This window comes from Williamsia phyllosphaerae (genome assembly GCF_014635305.1).
In the GTDB taxonomy this organism is placed as follows: Bacteria; Actinomycetota; Actinomycetes; order Mycobacteriales; family Mycobacteriaceae; genus Williamsia_A; species Williamsia_A phyllosphaerae.
On record NZ_BMCS01000001.1, the window covers coordinates 304,220 to 323,718 of the forward strand.

The 19,499-nt window shown below is 65.9% G+C and carries 19 protein-coding genes; 6 read left to right on the forward strand and 13 right to left on the reverse strand.

Annotated features, from left to right (window positions below):
• Positions 1-143: 143 nt before the first annotated feature.
• From IEV93_RS01545 to IEV93_RS01580, 8 genes are all read right to left on the reverse strand, one after another.
• On the reverse strand, positions 144-1,109 hold the full coding sequence (locus IEV93_RS01545) for a DUF302 domain-containing protein (RefSeq protein ID WP_188486279.1): 966 nt from the start codon (positions 1,107-1,109) through the stop codon (positions 144-146).
• A 357-nt stretch (positions 1,110-1,466) separates the two neighbouring features.
• A complete protein-coding gene (locus tag IEV93_RS01550; RefSeq protein ID WP_188486281.1) occupies positions 1,467-2,624 on the reverse strand; it encodes a permease in 1,158 nt (385 codons plus the stop codon).
• An 18-nt stretch (positions 2,625-2,642) separates the two neighbouring features.
• A complete protein-coding gene (locus tag IEV93_RS01555) occupies positions 2,643-4,151 on the reverse strand; it encodes a multicopper oxidase family protein (RefSeq protein WP_188486284.1) in 1,509 nt (502 codons plus the stop codon).
• A gap of 101 nt (positions 4,152-4,252) precedes the next feature.
• Positions 4,253-4,711, reverse strand: a complete 459-nt coding sequence (locus IEV93_RS01560) for a hypothetical protein (RefSeq protein ID WP_188486286.1) — start codon at positions 4,709-4,711, stop codon at positions 4,253-4,255.
• A 108-nt stretch (positions 4,712-4,819) separates the two neighbouring features.
• Positions 4,820-5,758 carry a LysR family transcriptional regulator gene (locus tag IEV93_RS01565; RefSeq protein ID WP_188486289.1) on the reverse strand — a complete coding sequence of 313 codons (939 nt, stop codon included), beginning with the start codon at positions 5,756-5,758 and terminating at the stop codon, positions 4,820-4,822.
• Positions 5,759-5,877: 119 nt separating this feature from the next.
• Positions 5,878-7,143, reverse strand: a complete 1,266-nt coding sequence (locus tag IEV93_RS01570; RefSeq protein WP_188486290.1) for a phosphatidylserine decarboxylase family protein — start codon at positions 7,141-7,143, stop codon at positions 5,878-5,880.
• 267 nt (positions 7,144-7,410) lie between these two features.
• On the reverse strand, positions 7,411-8,514 hold the full coding sequence (locus IEV93_RS01575; RefSeq protein ID WP_188486293.1) for a sulfite oxidase: 1,104 nt from the start codon (positions 8,512-8,514) through the stop codon (positions 7,411-7,413).
• A gap of 94 nt (positions 8,515-8,608) precedes the next feature.
• A complete protein-coding gene (locus tag IEV93_RS01580; RefSeq protein WP_229704812.1) occupies positions 8,609-9,964 on the reverse strand; it encodes a chloride channel protein in 1,356 nt (451 codons plus the stop codon).
• Positions 9,965-10,013: 49 nt separating this feature from the next.
• On the opposite strand from IEV93_RS01580, the gene IEV93_RS01585 reads away from it, so the two are divergent.
• The 3 genes from IEV93_RS01585 to IEV93_RS01595 all read left to right on the forward strand — a co-directional run bounded on the left by IEV93_RS01585 (position 10,014) and on the right by IEV93_RS01595 (position 12,728).
• Entirely contained in the window at positions 10,014-10,664 is a 651-nt protein-coding gene (locus IEV93_RS01585; protein WP_188486295.1) for a uracil-DNA glycosylase, read from the forward strand.
• Between the two features lie 113 nt (positions 10,665-10,777).
• Positions 10,778-11,134, forward strand: a complete 357-nt coding sequence (locus tag IEV93_RS22700; RefSeq protein WP_371873777.1) for a Zn-binding domain-containing protein — start codon at positions 10,778-10,780, stop codon at positions 11,132-11,134.
• A gap of 151 nt (positions 11,135-11,285) precedes the next feature.
• Positions 11,286-12,728, forward strand: coding sequence for a stealth family protein (locus IEV93_RS01595; protein ID WP_188490288.1), 1,443 nt, complete (start codon positions 11,286-11,288; stop codon positions 12,726-12,728).
• Here IEV93_RS01595 and IEV93_RS01600 read toward each other — a convergent pair.
• Positions 12,725-13,630 carry a phosphodiesterase gene (locus IEV93_RS01600; protein ID WP_188486297.1) on the reverse strand — a complete coding sequence of 302 codons (906 nt, stop codon included), beginning with the start codon at positions 13,628-13,630 and terminating at the stop codon, positions 12,725-12,727. The genes IEV93_RS01595 and IEV93_RS01600 overlap by 4 nt on opposite strands.
• Before the next feature lie 333 nt (positions 13,631-13,963).
• Here IEV93_RS01600 and IEV93_RS01605 point away from each other — a divergent pair, with 333 nt between their 5' ends.
• Positions 13,964-14,761, forward strand: coding sequence for a glycosyltransferase family 2 protein (locus IEV93_RS01605; protein ID WP_188486299.1), 798 nt, complete (start codon positions 13,964-13,966; stop codon positions 14,759-14,761).
• A 15-nt stretch (positions 14,762-14,776) separates the two neighbouring features.
• On the opposite strand, the gene IEV93_RS01610 is transcribed toward IEV93_RS01605, so the two are convergent.
• From IEV93_RS01610 to IEV93_RS01620, 3 genes are all read right to left on the reverse strand, one after another.
• Entirely contained in the window at positions 14,777-15,760 is a 984-nt protein-coding gene (locus IEV93_RS01610) for a glycosyltransferase family 2 protein (protein WP_188486301.1), read from the reverse strand.
• Between the two features lie 78 nt (positions 15,761-15,838).
• Positions 15,839-16,225: an Rv3654c family TadE-like protein gene (locus tag IEV93_RS01615; protein WP_229704814.1), complete on the reverse strand. Its 387-nt coding sequence runs from the start codon at positions 16,223-16,225 to the stop codon at positions 15,839-15,841.
• A complete protein-coding gene (locus tag IEV93_RS01620; RefSeq protein WP_229704815.1) occupies positions 16,222-16,545 on the reverse strand; it encodes a TadE family type IV pilus minor pilin in 324 nt (107 codons plus the stop codon). Before IEV93_RS01620 ends, IEV93_RS01615 begins: the two co-directional genes overlap by 4 nt.
• Positions 16,546-16,709: 164 nt before the next feature.
• Here IEV93_RS01620 and IEV93_RS01625 point away from each other — a divergent pair, with 164 nt between their 5' ends.
• Together IEV93_RS01625 and IEV93_RS01630 are read left to right on the forward strand one after the other, a co-directional pair.
• Entirely contained in the window at positions 16,710-17,486 is a 777-nt protein-coding gene (locus IEV93_RS01625) for a glycosyltransferase family 2 protein (protein ID WP_229704816.1), read from the forward strand.
• Between the two features lie 46 nt (positions 17,487-17,532).
• Complete coding sequence (locus IEV93_RS01630; RefSeq protein ID WP_188486307.1) at positions 17,533-18,351, forward strand: glycosyltransferase family 2 protein; 819 nt, start codon at positions 17,533-17,535, stop codon at positions 18,349-18,351.
• A gap of 1 nt (position 18,352) precedes the next feature.
• Here the strand turns inward: IEV93_RS01630 and IEV93_RS01635 are convergent, their stop codons facing one another.
• On the reverse strand, positions 18,353-19,459 hold the full coding sequence (locus IEV93_RS01635; RefSeq protein WP_188486309.1) for an alkene reductase: 1,107 nt from the start codon (positions 19,457-19,459) through the stop codon (positions 18,353-18,355).
• Positions 19,460-19,499: the final 40 nt, after the last annotated feature.

Consider the following 19,499-nt stretch of genomic DNA (forward strand, 5'->3'; position numbering starts at 1 on the left):
ATGGAACGTGCGACACCAGAGAGTGCTGACTTGTGGGGCCACAAACTGCATTTGTGTCCACACGCGCGTAAATCGACCAGTGCAGAAGCGTCCGGGCGCTTCTGCACTGGTCGATGGGAACTCGTGACGGGAGGGCGGTGCAGTCAGTTTCCCGTTCCGGCTGCCGCACTCGTGAAGGTCGACGTGGCGGTGTCGACCATGGCGAGCACGGGGCTCGTCGACGGTATGGAGTGACGAGCGGCCAGGCCGCGGTAGTCCGGGTGCGCGACATGGACCACGCCGTCGGCGTCCTGCCAGGCCGAGTAGCGGACGGGGAGATCGATCCCCATGGTCTGCTGCTGCGACAGCAGCGCGGTCGACACAGTGGGATTTCCGACGAGGATCGTCATCGTGGGCCGCAGCGCGACCCCCACGCTCTGCCCCGCCGCTGCGAGATCCACGGTGGCAACCGTGGGCAGTTGCTTGGCTGTGAACGCGGCGGCGTATCGCGCGATCGACTCCGTGACCGACGCGTTGCTTACCTTCTCGACCAGATACGGAACCGACGTCGATGTGACGCTGCCGCCCGCCGCGGCCGATGTCGAGCCCGTTGCCGCGGAGGTGATGGCCGCCGATCCGGTCCGCAGTGCGTCGAGTTGTCCCGAGCTGACCGCCAGCCCGGCGCGTTGCGCGATGTAATCGGCCGAATTGTAGGCGACGAACACCGTGCCACCCGCTGCCTGCCAGACGAGGTACTTCTGCGGCAGATCGATCGCCGTCCGTTGATCGGCCGCCACCACCGGGGCGACCGCGCTTGGATTTCCTCCGATCACGACTGTCGTCGGCCGCAGTTGCTTGCCGATCTTGCTCGCCAACGCTGCGAAGTCGACCGTGGCGGTGACGGTTCCCTTGTCTGAGATGCGCTGCCGCAGCGCGCTGACCGTGTCACTGAAGGAATGTCTGCTGACGTAGACGATGAGTCCCGATTCCTGGGGGGCCGCGTCGCGCGCGGTGGTGTTGGCCGATGTCGACGCGGATGTCGCCGCCGTCGACGACGTGGCCGTGTTCGTCGATGAGGTCGAGCAGGCGGCGAGAAGAACAATGGACGCGGTGGCGACCGTTGCGGTCATAGCGCGCAGAGGACCGGATTTCATGAAGGGTGTTCCTGACGTCAGGTGGGAGCCATCGAGTCGATGGCCTGACGGTCAGTGTCAGGTGACGACAGACCCCTCAGCTACGGGCAGCTGCTTGTGACCTCACAAATCGGCGTTGTCGCACGCGAGAGACGGCCAACCTGATCAGTCTGTGTCAGAGAGAGGGTTCCGTGGGGTCGTCGCCTGGAGAACTGCTTCCACCAACGCCTTGGTGCGTAGCGAAATAACCGGTAGTCGTCGCGGCCACCCTCGGCGAAGCGCAAGAGGTTGAGCATCACGACGGGACCCCCGGGATCCTCGGCGAGAAAGCGCTTCAGGCCGACACCGCGGGGATCAATGGCCATGCTGGGAGCCTTCCATACTCGGAGCGCCGCCCATCATCGACAACATCCCACGCCCGCCACTGCGGAAGAATCTCACGACGAGGCCGACGGCGAGGATGACGGCGACGATGTTCAGCCATGTGGTGTAGTTCCAGCTGATCCCGGCGTCGGGGAGATGGGCGTCGGCACGACTCGGCGCCAGTCCCGTCGGCGTGAAGAGGAGTTCGACCACGTATCCCGCGACGACCATGGCGACGTAGAAGGTCCCCGCGATCATCATGGTCATGCGCCAGCCGTAGTACTTCCGATAGATGTTGAGGATGGGCAGGATCAGCAAATCGGCGAAGACGAACGCGATCACCCCACCGAAGCTGATCCCACCCGTCCACAGAACCACGGCGAGTGGCACATTGCCGACCGAGCAGACAAAGCTGATCACCGCGACGATGGGACCGATCAAGGGTCCCCAGATCGCTGCGAGCACGGGGTGTCCTTCCAGGAACAATCCCTGCCAGAAGCTGTCGGGGACCCAGGCTCCGACTGCGCCGGCGATGAGGAGTCCGATCACCAGGTCTTTCCAGATGGCTGCCCATTCCATCACGAACACGTGACTGACCGAGGTCGCGGCCTCGCGCGACGCCAACCGGCGTAGGAACCCGCCCTTGCGCCGTACCGACATGTCCATGGCCGCATGGCCTTCCATCGAGCCGGACAGGCCCTTGTCGGCCTGCTCCGCCGCATCTCGGATCAGCTTCGTCGTCAGGAGCCTGCGGAACAGCAATGCGACGATGACGATGATCACCGGCCCGCCGATGAATTCGGCCGCCGTGAATTGCCACCCCATCAACAGGAGCAGGATCACCCCGAGCTCGATCACCATGTTGGTCGACGCGATCTGAAAGGTCATGGCGGCGGTGAAATTCGCCCCCTTGCGGAAGAGTGAGCGCGCAAGTGCCACCGCTGCGTACGAACAGGACGACGATGCGATGCCGAAACCGGTCGCGGTGGCGAGGGATCGAGGGCTGTCGTCGCCGAGGAGCCGCACCACGGTTCCGCGGCGGACGACCGCCTGCACGACGGCCGAGAGGAAGAATCCCAGAACCAGCGCCCAGAGGATCTCCCAGGTCATCGAGCCGGTCAGGCGTAGAGCATGTTCCATGGCGTTCATATCAGATCCTGTTCGTGGTCAGATTCGGTAGTCAAGGCGGGTCATCATTCCGGCGTCCTGGTGATAAGCATTGTGGCAGTGCAGCATCCACTGTCCAGGGTTGTCGGCGACGAGATCGACGACGACGCGTTCGCCCGGACGTACGGCTACGGTGTCCTTGCGCGGGCCAGGGGTGCCGTCGGGTCGTCGAACCTGAAATGTGTGGCCGTGCAGATGCATCGGGTGCCACATCGTCGTGGTGTTGGTGAAAGTGAGGCTGGCCCGTTGGCCCTGGGTGATCATGATGGGTTCCATCTGCTCGTAGACCCGCCCGTTGATGGTCCACTGGTACTTGCTCATGGTGCCCGCGAGTATCGCTTGCAGTGCGGCGTCCTCGCGGCCGGTGGGCAATGTGACGTCGTCGGTGGCGACGAAGGTGTCGACGGTACCGACGAATCCGTCCAACTCGGCAGGACGAACGTTCACCGCGGGTGTGGCCCCCGCGCCGGTGCGCAGCAGCGCGCGAGCGGTGCCGGTCTTCCCCTCTGGAGACGCCACCAGAGGGAATACCCCGTCTTTCACCGTGACGAGCACGTCGTAGCGTTCGGACATCCCGATCAGGAGCGCGTCGACGTCAGTCGGTGTCACCGGGAAACCGTCGGTGTGGGTCACGGTCATCCGGTGCCCACCCAGTGCGACACGGAAGGCGGTGTCCGCACCGGCGTTGATGATGCGGATACGAATTCGTTGTCCCGGCGCAGCAGTGAATGTCGTCGGCGCGTTGGCGATTCGCCCGTTGACCAGGTAGAGCGGGTAGGCGACGTCTCCGGCGTCGCCACCGAGGAGAGCGCTCGTGCCGACCCCACTCGTCGAGCCTCCCGACATGCCGCCCATGGACATGCCGCCCTTCTGAAGCGACGTGAGGATGTCTCGGGGACTGTTCCCGACACCGTCGGTCCAGTCGTCGAGAACCACGATCCATTCCGTGTCGTGATCGTGCGGCTCACGAGGGTCGTCGATGATGATCGGAGCGTAGAGGCCGAAGTCACTCTGCAATCCGACGTGCGGATGCGCCCAATATGTTCCGGAGTCCGGTACCGAGAAGCGGTAGGTGAAGGCGTCGCCTGCGGCGATGTCCGGAGTCGCCGGTGCCGCTCCGTCCATGTCATTGCGCAATGCGATTCCGTGCCAGTGCACCGATGTCGCGTCGGTCAGCGCGTTGCGCGTGGTGATCGACAATTCGTCGCCGACGTTGGCGCGGATGACCGAGCCCGGAATGGTGTCGCCGTATGCGTAGGTGTTCACAACCGGGCCGCCGAGATCGATGTCGGTTCGCCGCGGATCGAGGGTGTACGAGACCGTCCGTCCGGTGTGCGGTCGTCGGGCCTCGGCGGCATCGATCGCACTCTTGTTGACCCGGTGTGCGTCGACCGGACTGACCGCACGCGTGCCGCACGCGGCGGCGGCGGCGGCGGTGAGGCCCATGGTCGCAGCTCCCAGAAAGGTTCGCCGACTGACCGGACGCGTGATGATGTTCGAGGTGTTCATGAAGTCTCTCCAGATGATGAGTGCGCGCAGCGGCTGATGTCGCAGCGCAGGCCGGCCTGGTGGGCGGTGTCGTCGAACAGACGACGTGCCGCAGGCGTCACTCAGATCTGTAGAACACTCTTGTCGTGGAGAATTGTCACGCCGGTCGTCGGAGGGCTACGCGAGCTGTGCGTTCGTCGCGAGGACGGAGGCGTCACCTCATCGGCCGGAAGTGCGCGTGTGGCGAGGACGGCCGGGTCGTGGTGGTCGACGGCCGCGCCCGTGGGGATCGCCAGGTCGACCGTCGGATGGTTCGAGCAGTGGGCGGTGGGTGCCGAAGCTGTCTCGTGATGCGCGCGGCGCACACTCGGTACGGCAGTGGCCGCCGACTCCGCCTGATGGGACGCGGCGAGGGCGACCGCGCCCTCCGGTTGCTGCGCTGACGTGCCGTCGACGCAGCAACACAGTCGGATCGTCGTGAGTACGGCGAGCACGACCATGACATAGAAGGTCGCGACGATCGGTCGCCGCGTGCCACGAGGCAACACCCCTGTGCCCGTTGCGGCGGTCCCGATCTGCATGCCATCGAATCTATACCCCTATGGGGTACCCGTCGAGTCCTCGGCGGTGCGGCGCCTCGCGTCCGACCACGGGTGGCGACGTCCAGGCGAAGCATCTGCGCGGCCGCGTCAGCTTCGTGACGCCGCCACGTGCGCGACGAGATCCCGGATCGCCCCGGCAGGGGGAGTCCGGCCGCCCATCCACACGGCTCTCAGGTCACGGCGGAGACCGATGCCGTCGGTGGCGACGGCCACGAGCCGACCGAGTGTGAGGTCGTCGGCCACCGACAGGCGACTCAGAACTGCCGGGCCGGCGTTTGCCAAGACAGCGGATCGGACGCCCGAGGCAGTGGTCATCTCCATCGCGGGCGCAGCCTGCGGATGGGTGGGACCGAGCGCCAGACGCATGGCGTAGGACAGAAAGTCGCGTGTCCCCGAGCCTGTTTCGCGGGTGACCAGGGACGTCGTGCTCAACTCCTCGGCCGTCACCGGACGCGTTCGCTTCGCCCACGGGTGCGCCCGCGCGACGACGACGACGAGTTCGTCGTGGTCGACGATGCGGCTGCGCACTCCCTTCGGTGTTCCCGGGCTCTCGACGAAGCCGAGATCTACGTCTCCGTCGCGTACGGCGGCGATCGCCTGCTCGCTGTTGGATGCCACCAGCGTCACCTCCGGGGGCGCAACGCCGAGCCGGATCGACTCGGCTCGCTGCGACATCAACCACCGAGGTAGGAGCTGTTCGGCGATCGTCAGGCTCGCCGCGACCCGAAGGTGCGCGCGTGCGTCCGTGCGGAGCGAGGCCAACCCGGAGTCGAGGCGGTGAGCGGTGTCGAGAAGTCCGTCGGCCCACTCCGCCACGACGCGACCGGCGGGGGTGAGGGTGGAACCACGGCTGGTTCGAATGACCATCTGGACTCCTGTCTGCGCCTCCATCGAGCGGATGCGAGCAGAGACGGCCTGCTGTGTCAGATTCAGCTGATGTGCAGCAGCGGTGAGACTGCCTCCGGCAGCGACAGCAGTGAGAACCTCGAAGGCGGTCAGATCCGGCATGCGTGAACTCAGGGCCACGATCGCACCATAGCTCATCGTCCACAATCACGGATTGTGGCGGTCCGGCAGTACGGAGCGCCGCGATCAACCCGAGTCGGGCGGGGTGGCCTCCTGAGATGTTCGGGCGAGTCAGAGTGTCAGGACAGCTGTTGGCGGGGTGCGGCGGTGGCGAGGTGGGAGTTCACACGGACCAGCGGAGCGTGCGGGTCGTTGGTCTGCGGGACGGACTGCAGGGCGAACTCGTTGATAGCGCCCGGCCGGAAAACGAGGCAGTGTGTCGACCCGCCGAACTGGAAGTAGCCCAGCTCGTCGCCCTTTCCGATGTGTGCCCCGGGGCGGACGTCGTCGGAGATCAGACACGAGGACACCTCCGACATCCCGATGGCCACGAACGCCATCCGCCCGATCACCGGGTTGTCGGCGTCGATGACGATGATCGCCCGCGCCGAGACGTGCGCGAGGTACGACTGGGAGTGGGTCGGCTGCAACGCGTCGCCTTGGCCGTCGGCTTCGGAGAAGTAGGTGCCGTCGACGAGTCGTGTGCTCACGATGGTGCCCGCGACCGGGCTGTGCCAGCGGTGGTAGTTGAAAGCACTGAGGAACGCCTGGTACACGGTCCCGCCGTCGAACGCGTCCACCGACGGGTCGTTGTCGAGCAGATCGGCGAGCGAGTACGGCTGCCCCTTGACCCAGAACGATTCACGCAGTGAGACATCGGTACTGATGCGGTAGGGCGTGGACTCACACGCACTGACGATGACGGAGTCGTCGTCGGGGGCGGCGACGGGACGCGCTCCGGGCGTGAAGGTCCGGGTGAAGAAATCGTTCCATGACGAGAAACCCGCATGCTCGTCATCGGGGTTGTGTTCGAACTCATCGAACCCGATCTTGTCGCGCGCCTCCTGACAGAGCCAGCCCGAGGGAGAGTCGTCGAGGACGTACCGCGAACCGGGGCTGCTCAGGAACTCGCACCAGGCCGTCAAGATCTTCTTCAGCATGGCGTTCACGCGGGGGTCGCGGAACGCGGAATGCCCCGCGGCGGTTCCCATCGACCAATCGAGAATCGCGCCGAGAGGTGTGACGACGGAGTTGGGACCGTATTCAGGTGCGACGGTGAGGACCTCGTCGATCAGACGCAACAACTGGGGGAGATCCTGTACGTGTCGGTCGCGGTAGGTCCTGCCCGTCGGGACCTGCTCGATCATCTTCTCCAGGTACATACGGACCACCGGGTCCGCGTCGATCAGCTCCTGAAACTCGACGATGACCGGGTGTACCACGCGGCCATCGGTCGACTCGGCCTTCTCGCGGTGCCCCCGCAACCACTGCTCGAGGTCGTCCTGCTCAGCGGGGAGCCAGCCACCCTGGCGGCGGGAATCGGAATGCGACTTGTCTACGGTCATGATGCGACGCTACACCAGAACTTCGACATGTGTTGCAGCACAATAATACTGAGAACATTCTGAGGACGTGCGGCATGGAACCGTCCCGCTGCCCCAGTTCGGGGTGATGTGCCCGAACACGCGCGGGCGGCACTGCGAGGCCGAATCGACGCGGTGCGTCGAATGCCGGGTCCGCAGGGTGTGGAAGCGAGTGGCGGTGCTCGTTCATCGAGTCTCGGCGCGAACCATCAGCAGGGGTAGAGGGAGCAACGTTGTGGGGCTACAAGCTCACGTTGTGGTCTGGCCTCGGTCTCGGTGCAGTGTGAGTCGCCCCCAGGAGTTGTTCACGTAGCCCTTCGGGTTCCACAGCTCGGCGGCCGAGGCGGGCTGTGTCGCGGCCGCGTCGTCCCAGGCGCGGGCACACAACTCCACGGCGGGAGCGTCGAGGGGGACGACTGCCGACCAGCGGCGCCATGCCCAGGGTCCCTGCGGCTGGGCCAAGTCCGCTTCCATCCACGTCGCCCCCTGGTCGGTCGACACCTGTACCCGCGAGATGCCCCGTTCGTCTCCGGCGAAGGCGTACCCGCCTACCAGGACCTCGGCGGCGTCGATCGGTGTGGCCGGGTCTGGGTAGAGGAAGTCGCAGTTGAGGGCAACTGACGACAGTGAGATGCCGTCGCCGGGTCCGGCTGTGTCGGGGTCGGCGTCGACGGGCAGCACCCGGTAGGCGACTCGTTGAAACCAGTTGTCCGATGGGCTTTCTCGTACTGTGATGCTGTCGACCCACTTGACCGAGCGGGCGCCGATGTAGCCGGGTACGACCACGCGCATCGGACCGCCGTGCAGCCGTGGGAGGGGTTGCCCGTTCATTGCCCAGGCGAGCATGGTCCCCGGCGACATCGCCTTGCTCAGCTCGATCGAGCTGCCGTACCGCTGCGGTGGTGTTGCCAGATCGGAGACATCGGGACCGATGAATTCAACGTGATCTGTGCTGTTGTCGGCGACATCGCAGGCGCGGAGTAGGTCGGCGAGGGCCACGCCGCTCCACCGCGCGGTCGATGTCGCGCACTGCGTCCACGGATCCTCGCCGGGGATGTCGCGCACCGCGATGAGCCCGGCTCGGCGGTTACCCGCGCACTGCAACGTCGCGACAGTCGAGATCTCGTCGAAGTCGCGTCGGATCTCGTCCAAAGAGAAGGTGCGGGTCGCTCCGCGACCGTTCGACACGGTCAGTCGCCACTGCGCTGGATCGATGTCCGGGATGGGGCCGTGATTGCGGCTGTAAAACGTGTCGTCGGCCGTCAGCGACTCCGCGGCCAGCGCGGCCGGTGACGGTTCGGCGTTGTAGGGATCGACCTCGTGTACACGGGTGTCGGCTCGTTTGTTCCACATGGTTCTCCTCGGCGATCACGAGGAACCCGCGTCGTCTGCACGAGTTCGGGATGTGGTCCAGGGTTGCACATCGCACGCGGCGCGGTGGTCTGTCTCAGGCCGAGGACAGCCGAGCGGTGTAGATCGAGTAGCCGTCGATCCACCGGGTGATGGCGGTGGCGATGACGGTGGCGACCATCATCGGCACCATCAACCCGAAACCGCTATGGGTGAGTTCGAGCACCAACACGAGTGCCGCGAGCGGGGCCTGCATCCCGGCGCCGATCATGGCGGCCGCACCGATGAGCGCATAGGCCCCGATGGGACTCCCCGGCCATACCTGGCTCCATGCGATGCCGAGCGCGGCGCCGAGGACCGCGCCGGTGCTCATCACCGGGGTGAAGAGACCGCCGGACGCCCCTGCACCCAGGCAGAGTGCGGTGACGAGGGGTTTGAGCACCGCCAGCGCTACCAACAACCCGATGCTGCCCACGCCCAAAAACGCGTCGTGGGCCATTCCTTTGCCATTGCCGTACAGCTGTGGAAAGGCCACAGCGACACCGGCGAGCACGGCGAACGCGATCAGGGGCGCGATGAGAACCCAGCGGCCCCGCGCCTGATGGTGCGAGATCCATCCGATGACGCGTATGTATCCGGCAGCGACGATCCCGACGATCGGCCCGAGGACTGCGGCCCACACCAGCAGTCGGAGGTCGAACCGGTACTCGGGGATGTCGAGGTACGTGGCGTGTTCGGGGAGGTACACCCAGGCCACGGCCGTTGCGGTCGCGGCGCACGCCAGGGCCGGCAACACCAGTGGCAGCGCCACCGCGCCCATCAGCACCTCGGCGGCGAACAGGGCACCGCCGAGCGGCACGTTGTACACCGCCGCCAGCCCGGCACCGCCGCCACACGCGACGAGCAGCCGCTGCTGCGCCGCCGACATCCCGGCCCACTCCGCCGCGACGCTGCCCGACACCGCGCCCATCAACTTCGGCGCGGCCTCGCGCCCGAGCGACGCACCGAGACCGATCACGATCTCCGACAACACAGACGTACCGAGACTCCGTCGGAACGACAGGCGGCCCTCGCCGGTCCACAGGACCTCGTCGGCCTCGGATTTCCGGCCGGGGGTGAAGCGCCGTAACAGGAACCACCCGACGCCGGCGATCACGCCACCGATCAGCAACGGGGTCACGCGGCGCCACCCGTCGGCGGCGGCGACCGCGGCCGAGAACCCCTGACCGTCACTGCTCACCCCGAACGCGGCATGCTCGACGGTGAACAGGATGAGCATGAGCAGAACACCGAAGAAGCCGGTGACGATTCCGGTCACGATGACCAGTGCCCAGAACCTCGCGGTGAGTTGCGCCTCGCCGTCACCTGTCGCGTTGGGTTGCAACATCGCGCCGCGGCCAGACGGAAGGCGCTTCTTCAGCAGTGGGGTGGGGATGCGCTCGCGGTCGGTCAACGACGGTGCCGATGGCTCATGGCTTCATCCTCGGACACGACCGACCGCGATGTCGACCATCGCAGAATCGACGAGGGAGTACGTCATGGTCATCGCGGCCAAATCGGAGCGCATTCGCGCTGCTCATGTTGAACCGCTCAATGCGCTTGTCGACACATGGCGCGGCCAAGCGCCGGAACAGCTCGTCCCGTGGTTCGACCCCGACGACGGTGGCGTCGATGCGCGGGTGCTCATCCTCATGGAGTCGCCGGCACCGAGCACGGTGCGAGCAGGGGGTACCGGGTTCTGTTCGGAGGACAACCCGGATCGCAGCAACGAGTTGCTGTCGCGTCTGCGCGCGGCGGCGGGCGTGCCACGGCCGGCCTGCCTGAAGTGGAATGTCGTGCCATGGGCGGTGCTCGACGCCGCCGGCCATCCGACGTCGCCGTCGGCCGGCGACCTTCGCGCGGCCGCGGTGTGTCTCGAGGAACTCCTCGAGGTGGCATCCCGTATCGAGGTCGTGATCACCCTTGGCCGGCCGGCGATGCTCGGCTTCATGAACCTGACGTCGCGGAGTCGACAACCTCTACGCCGTGTTGTCGCCGCGCCGCATCCGTCGCAGCGCAACGCCGGGGCGCGAGCGGAGTCGATCGCCCGCATCGAGAACGCCTTCGCGTCGGTGGCGGCGTTCCTGAGGGAATCAGCAAATGACGACCGATAGTTCGATCGAACACCTATTCAGGTCGAGCTCCTGAGCATTCGTTGGCGATCACTCCGTCGGGCCGGCCCTGGCCGCTGCGCGGGATCCGAAGGGTCCGAGAGGTTCGACGCACGATGGATGTCTTCGGTTCCGTTCACGACGGGTATCCGGGTCGCGCCGGGTTCACCGCCCGCGGGTTCACCGCCTTCGAGACGTGGATCCGTGCGACCCGTGACGCGGTCACCGACTGCCGATGCGAGACCTGCCGCCCGTCGTGTGTGCAGTCACCGGAAACGATCCGCTGGACAAATCCGGGGCGATCGCCGTGCTCGACCTCATCCTCCGGGAGCTTCCCTAGGGCCCACAGAATTCATCGAATCGTCAGGTCAGCGCCCTGTGCAGTACACTCGGGGACATACGCATTGGCTGAAACCCCGGGTTCTGCGTCACCTGGGAAGGATCGCCATCACCTCGTCACCGCCGTCTCGTGAGCTCTACCTCGTCCCGCCGAATCCGTCGGCCGCACAGCGCCAACAGCACCCCGAACGTCCGCTGACCCCGCGTCTGCGCGACCGCACCGACATCGTCGAGTTCCACGGCAGGCACGCGCTGCGCAACACCACCACCACGCCCCGTCAGGCGATGGTCGCCGATCTGCTGTTCATCCGGGACGCGCTCGACACCGCCGGCCTCGACTACCTGCTGGTCCGCGGCAACGACCTGCGGCCCGTCCTGGCCGTCGACTGGCACCTGCGTACCGAACTGCGGGCCGCGCTCGTCTCCGCGTGCGCGCGGGAACCGTTCTACGTCAAGGCGATGGACGTGAAGAACAGTCGCCCGACCCTGGTCGCCGACGACAAACTCTCCGAGGACGACGACGCGCGCGTCCTGCGGCTGTACCGTCCGCGCTACGAACCCGACAGCGGACTGCACTACGGCGCATCGACCGCGGTGCAGGTCGAGCTGTGGTCGATGTCGGATGAGGTGATGGTGCTCCCGGTCGAGAACTCGCTGACCCGCAACACCATTCGCGCCGACGAGATCGTGCGCGGCACCGTCGAACGATTCGGCGTGACCTGGCCGACCATCGAGAACATGTTCGACGACCACGCCTCCGACATCTCCTTCGACATCGACATCGTCTTCTCCTGGGTGGACGGTTCGTCGGCGGAGTTCCAGGCCCAGCGCGCCAAGCGCATGAAGAACTACGTGGTCGGATCCGGCGACGACTCGGCCGCGCGGTTCCGCCAGATCGACGAGCTTAAGTACGCGTTGCGGTCGGTACACATGTACGCCCCGTGGATTCGTCGCATCTTCGTCGCAACCGACTCACCCAGGCCGGCGTGGCTGGCCGACGACCCCCGGGTCACGTTCGTCCCCAGTGAGGAGTTCTTCGCCGACACCTCGGTGTTGCCCACCCACAACTCGCAGGCCGTCGAGTCGCAGTTGCACCGCATCCCGGGCCTCTCCGAGCACTTCCTCTACTCCAACGACGACATGTTCTTCGCCCGACCGGTCCAGCCGGAGATGTTCTTCTCCCCCGGCGGCATCAGCATGTTCATCGAGGGCCCGGTCCGCATCGGGCTGGGCGTGAACGACGACGAGCGCAGTGGTTTCGAGAACGCCGCCCGCGTCAACCGACGAGTCCTCAAGCAGCGCTTCGGATCGGTGACGACCCGCCACCTCGAACACGTCGCGACCCCGCTGCGCAAGAGCGTGATGTCGGAGATGGAGGTCGAGTTCGGAGACGAGTTCACCGCCACCGCCGCCAGCGCGTTTCGGGCCAGCGAGAACATCTCGGTCACCAACTCGCTCTATCACTACTACGCCCTGCGCACCGGCCAGGCCGTGGTCCAGCGCGGTGCCAAGGTCCGCTACATCGACACCACGTCGGTGGCCGGGCTGCGGTCGATGGAGAAGCTGCTGCCCAAGCGCGCGGTGGACTTCTTCTGCCTCAACGACGGCAGCTTCCCCGAGGTGGACCTCGAGGTGCGGACCGAAAGGGTCACGCGCTTCCTCGACCGCTACTTCCCGATCGCCGCGGAGTGGGAGACACCGGTTGCGGTGTCCCCCGCCACCCACTAGACCGAGCGGCTCGCGGCCCGCGGGCTGTCGCGGATCGTGACGCCGTGTGTCGCGAGCCGACGCGCGGCCTCCTCGGCGTCGACACCCTCGCCCACGGTCGAGTGACCTCGCATGGGGACGACCGAGCAGACGATGGTCTCTTCGTAGACGTAGACGAGGTTGTGCGCCTGGGCGCCGTCGCGTCCCCGGACCGCGCCCGCAGGCACCGCCAGGTCCTGGGTGTAGCTCGTCGCCGAGACCACCGACACCGGGATGCCCGCGAACGTCGCCGTCGTCGAGTAGTGCAGATGACCCGACAGGATCTGCCGGATGTCACTGCCGCGCACCACATCCGCCAGCTTGCGCTGATCGAGTAGCTCCACCAGCGTCGACAGGTCCAGGACCGCGGGGATCGGCGGGTGGTGCATCACGAGGATGCTGCCGTACTCCGCCGGTGTCGCCAACACCTCGGCCAACCAGGCCAGCTGCGCGTCGGTCACCTCGCCGTGGTGATAGCCGGGAACGGTGGTGTCGAGACTGATGATCCGCAGTCCGTCGATGTCGTGGACCTCGTCGACCGCCTCGCTCGACGGCTCCTGGTCGAGCAGGTGGGCGCGGAACTGTGCCCGGTCGTCGTGGTTGCCCATGGCCCAGATCACCGCCGCGCCGAGCTCGTCTGCGATCGGCTCCACCAGCGCCCGGAGGTCGTCGTACGCCGAGGCCTCGCCCCGGTCGGTCAGGTCGCCGCTGAACACCAGTGCGTCGGGGCGGGCCTTGGATGCCTGGACGTCGCCGAGTATCTGCCGCAACCGGAGTCCGCTGTCCACGTCGCCGTAGAGGATGCCCTCGCCGACGAGATGTGTGTCGCTGAGATGCAGGATGCAGAAATCGGGGCGCGCGTACTCGGCCATTCTTGCCTGCATCTGTCTCGCTTTCGCCGACCGCTCGTCGAGGGCCGTGCGTGGGGCGTGCGCGAAACCCGGGGCCGGGCGTCCGTCACGTTCAGCCTAGACAACCGTCGAGGCGAACCGGATCGGCGCGGGGTGCGGCGGTGGCGGGTAAAGCCGAGAGCGCGCCGAAGTCCGCCGAATCCCGAGACCGTCCGAGCTTAAATCCGAAACACCACTCCGCCCGGCGTCATTTGCAACGTGACCAGGCGAGACGGCCTGAACGTCATGCCACGCCGGGCCCGTGCTCACATCTGGCACGTCGCAAGGCCTTGCAATCCGAACTTACTTCCGTGTTCTACTGGACGCATGAGCGAACAGTTCAATCCATTGATCGCCGTCATCATCCCTGTCTACAACGAAGAGAAGTTCATCACCGACACTCTGGACGGTCTGCGCCGCCAGCGGTTCGACCTGTACGCACACCGCGAGCTGCTCGGCGGTTTCCGCACCATTGTCGTCAACAACAACAGCACCGACCGGACTGCGGAGATCGTTAACGCATACGTCGCTGAACACCCCGATTTCCGACTCGAGTTGATCGACGAGACGGAGAAGGGAAGTGGCTGCGCTGCTGATACCGGCGCGCGGCACGCAATCAGCACTGGCGCGAAGATTATCGCTCGTACTGACGCTGATTCGATCCCGACACCGACCTGGCTCGGCGAATTGGTCTCCGGGCTGCTGTCGGGAAAGCGGCTAGTCGGCGGTCGTGTTCGAGCTCGCCACGATGAGGGGCTGACCAGCGTCGTGTTCAACGGAATCGGGTTGCTGTGGCATGTCGGTCACGCACTCGAGTGGTACAAGACTCGAAACAATCCGCCGGCAGAGCAGCGGAGCTTCGCAGTGGTCGGAAACAACATGGCAATCGATGCCGAGATGTACGAACAGTCGGGCGGGTTCCCACGCACGAGCATGGAGGACGTCGACGACGATTCGATACTTCAGCGCCGAGTACGAGAAGAAGTTGGTTCCGCCGGCATCGGCCTGCAGAAGAAGGCTGTCGTTCACACCTCGTTGCGCCGATTACATGCCTACGGTGTGCGCGATTTCATCGCCTGGTACGGCGACGGAGATCGATCAGACAAGGTCGTCGACGTCCGCTAAAGACATCAAGCGCATTCAGCGATCGGCAGCGCCGACATTCTCATCACCTAGAATCTCGGCGTAGCGCTTGTGTAGCCGGAGTAGAACCCCGTGCGTGGTGATCTTCAGTGACAGCCGCTCGGCACGGGGGAACTTCGCCGACTCCGCGGCGACCCTCGCAATAAGCGTTTCAGCCAGCCGCACCTCCGGCAGCGTCGCACCGGTACCTGCTAATGCGCGGTATGCGCCCGAGGGTTCGCCGAACACATATCTGCACAGCGCATCATGCGCCTCAGACATTGGCTTGTTCTCGACCACGGACGCTTTCCAGTCGTCTCTCTTGGTGATCTGTGTCGGATGACGCCGATAGATGATGCCCGGTGTTGCAGAACGCGTCATGCACCCGCCGGACGCACCGAGCCGTAGGAACAAGTCCCAATCCTCTGATGGAACGTCGCGGTACCCGTCCATCTCGTCCATCACCTCTCGCCTACCCAAGAGCGCGGAGTGGAAGAACGGGTCATGTACGAGCAGTTCCCGTAGCGACGATTCCTTGTTCGAGGACAGCACGGGCACCGGTTCAAGCGTCCACCGGCCCGGACCGTGGAACACGGTGGAGCAAAAGTTGAAATCTGCGTTTTCAATTGCTTTCAGCTGACGGGTGAATCGACCAGGCAGAGTGATGTCGTCCGCATCCATACGCGCGAAGAGTGGCGTGTCGGAATTCTCGAGCAGCGCGTTAGATGCGCCAGGGATTCCCAGTGCTTTGTCTCCGCCGCCGAGCAATCCCAGTCGCGAGTCCTTTCGCGCAAGCCGCCGAACTATGTCGGGGGTCTCGTCCTCACTCGCGTCATCCAACACGAGAAGCACTGCATCTTCCGGCATTGCGCGCAGTGTCGAGACCACCGCTCGCTGAATAGTTTTGGCAGCATTACGGGCGGGCATCATGACCGTCAAACGATTTGAGCCCGCGCGGATCGCTCGCTTCCCCAACGGAAGTCCGTCCTCTCGTCGAAACATGACAACTCTGTACAGACGTACTGCGAACCCAAGCAGATTAACATTGCGTCCTATCGCAACATTGAGGCGGCGACACCACTAGTTGGTGGGTCCTGCGCGCGCGACGGCACGCGCCTGCCGGACACCGAACGGCCCGAGGTCGACATCCGTCGTGGCCACGACGACGACGTCCGCACCGTCGGCACGGCATCGCGCGATCGTCACCGGCGAGGTCGCGGCGAGCGTCCGTGCGGCACCACAGGGATCGTCCTGCGCCAGCATCGCCCGTTGTGCGGCGGCGAGGGCGGCGAGATCGGCCACCGACTGGACCCGGTGTCGGGCCACCACCGCCGACCCGACGAACACCACCGCGACCACCAGGCTGACGAGTCCGACGATCAACCAGGCGCCGAACACGGTGGCAACACCCCGTTCGTCGTTCATCACCCGTGCGCGCCATCGGCGCAGGGTGTGGACGGGCGTCACGACTGCCCCGGTGCCACCGGCTCCATCGCCGCCACAGCCGTGGCACCGAGGTCGACGCCCGGGATGAGCACGAGTTCGGCGTGCACGGTCACGACCACGCGGTCGGCGTCAGATCGGATGCTGATCTCCGCGCCACTCGGTGCGGCCGAACGGCCCACGGTCATCGCGCGGGCCGAATCACCCTGCGCGGCGACACGCGCCGTCTCGCGCGCCGCGTCGACGCAGCGGACATGCGCACTCACACCCAGCACCGCGCCGATTCCCAGGATCAGGACCGAGACGATCGCCGCGATGGCGAACGCCGCCTCCACAGACACCATGCCTTGTTCATTGTTTACCGCTGAGCTTTGAACGCACCGAATCATTGCAATCAGACGCACGGCAGAGGCATTCAGTTCCGCTCGTCACATTATTCGTCGGCCGAGTCGCAATGGATCGGGCGTCAGTGTTTACTCCAAACATGAAGTGCGCCAAGCACCCAGCGATGGCAGTCATCGTACCGATGTACAACGAGGGGCGTCTCATTCTCCAGACTCTTCGTGCCATCGAGAATCTACGACTCACGCCGGTCCATCGCGACGTGCTCGGCGGATTCCGTGTCATCCTCGTCGACAACAACAGCACCGACGACACCGCAGCGATCGTGAGCCAGTTCATAGCGGCCGGCACCGAGGTCCCGTTCGAGATGATCACCGAACTCGAGAAGGGCACCGGATCCGCCGCCGACGCCGGCGCGCGTCGGGCCATCGAGCTCGGCGCGACCTACATCGCCCGCACCGACGCCGACACCCTTCCGGACCCGGACTGGCTCGCCTCGATCATCGCGCCGCTGCTCGCGGGCAAGCGCCTCGTGGGTGGTCGGGTCCGTGCGCGCAGCGGTGCCGGGATGCAGTCGACGATGTTCAACGCCGTCGGACGACTGTGGCGCGTCGGGCATCTCGTCGAGTGGATCCGCACCAGAGACCACGAACCGGACAAACGGCGCAGCTTCGCCGTGGTCGGCAACAACCTCGCGATCGACGCCGAGATGTACGAGGAATCCGGCGGGTTCCCGCGTACGTCGATCGAGGAGGCCGACGAGGACCAGGTGCTGCAGCAGCGCGTGCGAGCGATCACCGGCGCCGAAGGAATCGCGTTGGCGCCCAACGCGATCGTCTACACATCGCTGCGACGCCTCGACGAGTACGGCACGCAGGGCTTCGTGTCCTGGTACGCATCATCTGACCGCGCCGCCACGGAGCAGAACACCGACATTCGCTGACGCACAACGGACGATCCACCCACGGAACGCGAGGAGTGACCCCACGATGCCCACCGAAGAACTCAGCAGGACAGAGAAATCCACCGTCGCCGTGATCGTGGCGGCGTACAACGAGGAGAAGTTCATCCTCGACACGTTGCGCGCGCTCGACCAGCAGCGCTGGGACGACGTCATCCATCGCGATGTGCTGGGGAGTCCACGGATCATCATCGTGGACAACAACAGCACCGACCGGACCGCGGAGATCGTCGCCGAGCACATCGAGTCGAATCCGCGGTTCCCCGTCGAGCTGATCACCGAGAAGCAGAAGGGGCTCGGCTACGCGATCGACACCGCGGCCCGCCACGCCATCGACACCGGCGCCGCGCTCGTCGCGCGGACCGACGCCGACACCATCCCGGACACCGAGTGGCTCTCCGAGCTGATCCGGCCTCTGCTCGACGGCAAGCGCCTCGTCGGCGGCCGACTGCGGGCGCGCACCGACGAGGGCTTCACCAACGTCGTGTTCAACGCGATCGGCGTCGCCTGGCGCCTGGGGCACGGTGTCGAGTGGTGGCGTACCCGTAAGGAGCCCGACGAGCGTCGGCGCAGCTTCGCCGTGTGCGGGCCGAACCTTGCGTTCGATGCCGAGATCTACCGCGAGAGTGGCGGTTTCCCGCGGGTGTCGATGGACGACGCCGACGAGGACATCATCCTGCAGCGCCGGGTCCGCGCCATCACCGGTTCGGCCGGCATCGCGCTGGCACAGAGGGCGGTCGTCTACATCTCGCTGCGCCGCCTGCACGCGTTCGGAATCAAGGACTTCGTGACCTGGTACAGCACCAAGGACCGCGACACCACCGGCAAGCAGGTCGACGTCCGCTGACTCATCCTCGCGTCGGCATGACGGCCTGCACGGTCGGGTAGTCGGTGTAGCCGCGCTCGTCACCGAGGTAGAACGTCGATTCATCCGCAGACGTCAGAGGCGAACCGAGGCGCAGCCGCTCGACCAGATCCGGGTTGGCGATGAATGCGGTCCCGAACGCGACGATGTCGGCCAGACCGTCGTCGACGACCGAGAGTTGCGCCGGACCCGCCGGGAAGTCCTCATACGCCGCATGGGGGTTGAGCATCAGCACGCCGCCCCACTGTTCGCGGATGGCGTGGGTGAGCGCACGGTGCCCGGGAAATTCGAACACGTCGAGGAAGGCGAGGTCGCTCGGCAACTCTCGGACGAGCGCCAGGTAGACATCGTCGATCGCATCTTCCTCGATGCAGCTCGCCGTGCAGCCGGGGGAGACGCGTAGCGCCAGTCGATCCGAACCGATCGCATCCGCGACCGCGTGTACGAGCTCGACAGCGAACCGGATGCGTCCCTCGACGCTCGTCCCGTATCCGTCGACCCGAACGTTGGCGTTGGAGCTGAGGAACTGCTGGATCAGGTATCCGTAGGCGCCATGGAGTTCCACGCCGTCGAACCCAGCACGCATGCAGTTCTCGGCGGCGGCCACGAAGTCCGCTGTGGTGCAGACTATCTCGTGGATCGCCAGCGTCCGGGGTGTCGGATACGGTTTCCGGATCGCGGGCCCCGTGGTCGAGACCCGTACGACGCCGTCGGCCGCGACCGCAGAGGGCCCCACCGGATGCAGTCCGCCGCCGAGCAGATCTGGGTGACTGTTGCGGCCCGCATGCTGAAGCTGGCCGAAGATCCGACCACCGGCCGCGTGGACGCGGTCGGTGACCTGTCTCCACGATTCCGACTGGGCGGCGGTGTGCATACCGGGCGTGAACGTGTAGCCCTGACCGACCGGGCTGGGCTGCATGGCTTCTCCGATGATGAGGCCCGCCGACGCGCGTTGCTCGTAGTAGTCCGCCATCATCGGGGTGGCCGTATGTGCTGGGCCGTAGGCGCGGCGACGCGTCAACGGCGCCATCGCGATCCGGTTGTCGAGGGTCAGATCACCGATGGTGATGGGTTCGAATGCGTGTGACATGTCCCGATGGTGCGTCGGGCACACCGGTGCGCCCAGTCGA

Coding starts and splice junctions, on each gene's coding strand:
- IEV93_RS01575 (WP_188486293.1), bottom strand. CDS start 8,514: ATGTGGAACAAACGAGCCGACACCCGTGTACACGAGGTCGATCCCTAC.
- IEV93_RS01585 (WP_188486295.1), top strand. CDS start 10,014: ATGTCGACCATCGCAGAATCGACGAGGGAGTACGTCATGGTCATCGCG.
- IEV93_RS01620 (WP_229704815.1), bottom strand. CDS start 16,545: ATGGTGTCTGTGGAGGCGGCGTTCGCCATCGCGGCGATCGTCTCGGTC.
- IEV93_RS01550 (WP_188486281.1), bottom strand. CDS start 2,624: ATGAACGCCATGGAACATGCTCTACGCCTGACCGGCTCGATGACCTGG.
- IEV93_RS01605 (WP_188486299.1), top strand. CDS start 13,964: ATGAGCGAACAGTTCAATCCATTGATCGCCGTCATCATCCCTGTCTAC.
- IEV93_RS22700 (WP_371873777.1), top strand. CDS start 10,778: ATGGATGTCTTCGGTTCCGTTCACGACGGGTATCCGGGTCGCGCCGGG.
- IEV93_RS01570 (WP_188486290.1), bottom strand. CDS start 7,143: ATGACCGTAGACAAGTCGCATTCCGATTCCCGCCGCCAGGGTGGCTGG.
- IEV93_RS01545 (WP_188486279.1), bottom strand. CDS start 1,109: ATGACCGCAACGGTCGCCACCGCGTCCATTGTTCTTCTCGCCGCCTGC.
- IEV93_RS01625 (WP_229704816.1), top strand. CDS start 16,710: ATGGCAGTCATCGTACCGATGTACAACGAGGGGCGTCTCATTCTCCAG.
- IEV93_RS01635 (WP_188486309.1), bottom strand. CDS start 19,459: ATGTCACACGCATTCGAACCCATCACCATCGGTGATCTGACCCTCGAC.
- IEV93_RS01595 (WP_188490288.1), top strand. CDS start 11,286: ATGGTCGCCGATCTGCTGTTCATCCGGGACGCGCTCGACACCGCCGGC.
- IEV93_RS01555 (WP_188486284.1), bottom strand. CDS start 4,151: ATGAACACCTCGAACATCATCACGCGTCCGGTCAGTCGGCGAACCTTT.
- IEV93_RS01560 (WP_188486286.1), bottom strand. CDS start 4,711: ATGCAGATCGGGACCGCCGCAACGGGCACAGGGGTGTTGCCTCGTGGC.
- IEV93_RS01600 (WP_188486297.1), bottom strand. CDS start 13,630: ATGCAGGCAAGAATGGCCGAGTACGCGCGCCCCGATTTCTGCATCCTG.
- IEV93_RS01610 (WP_188486301.1), bottom strand. CDS start 15,760: ATGTTTCGACGAGAGGACGGACTTCCGTTGGGGAAGCGAGCGATCCGC.
- IEV93_RS01630 (WP_188486307.1), top strand. CDS start 17,533: ATGCCCACCGAAGAACTCAGCAGGACAGAGAAATCCACCGTCGCCGTG.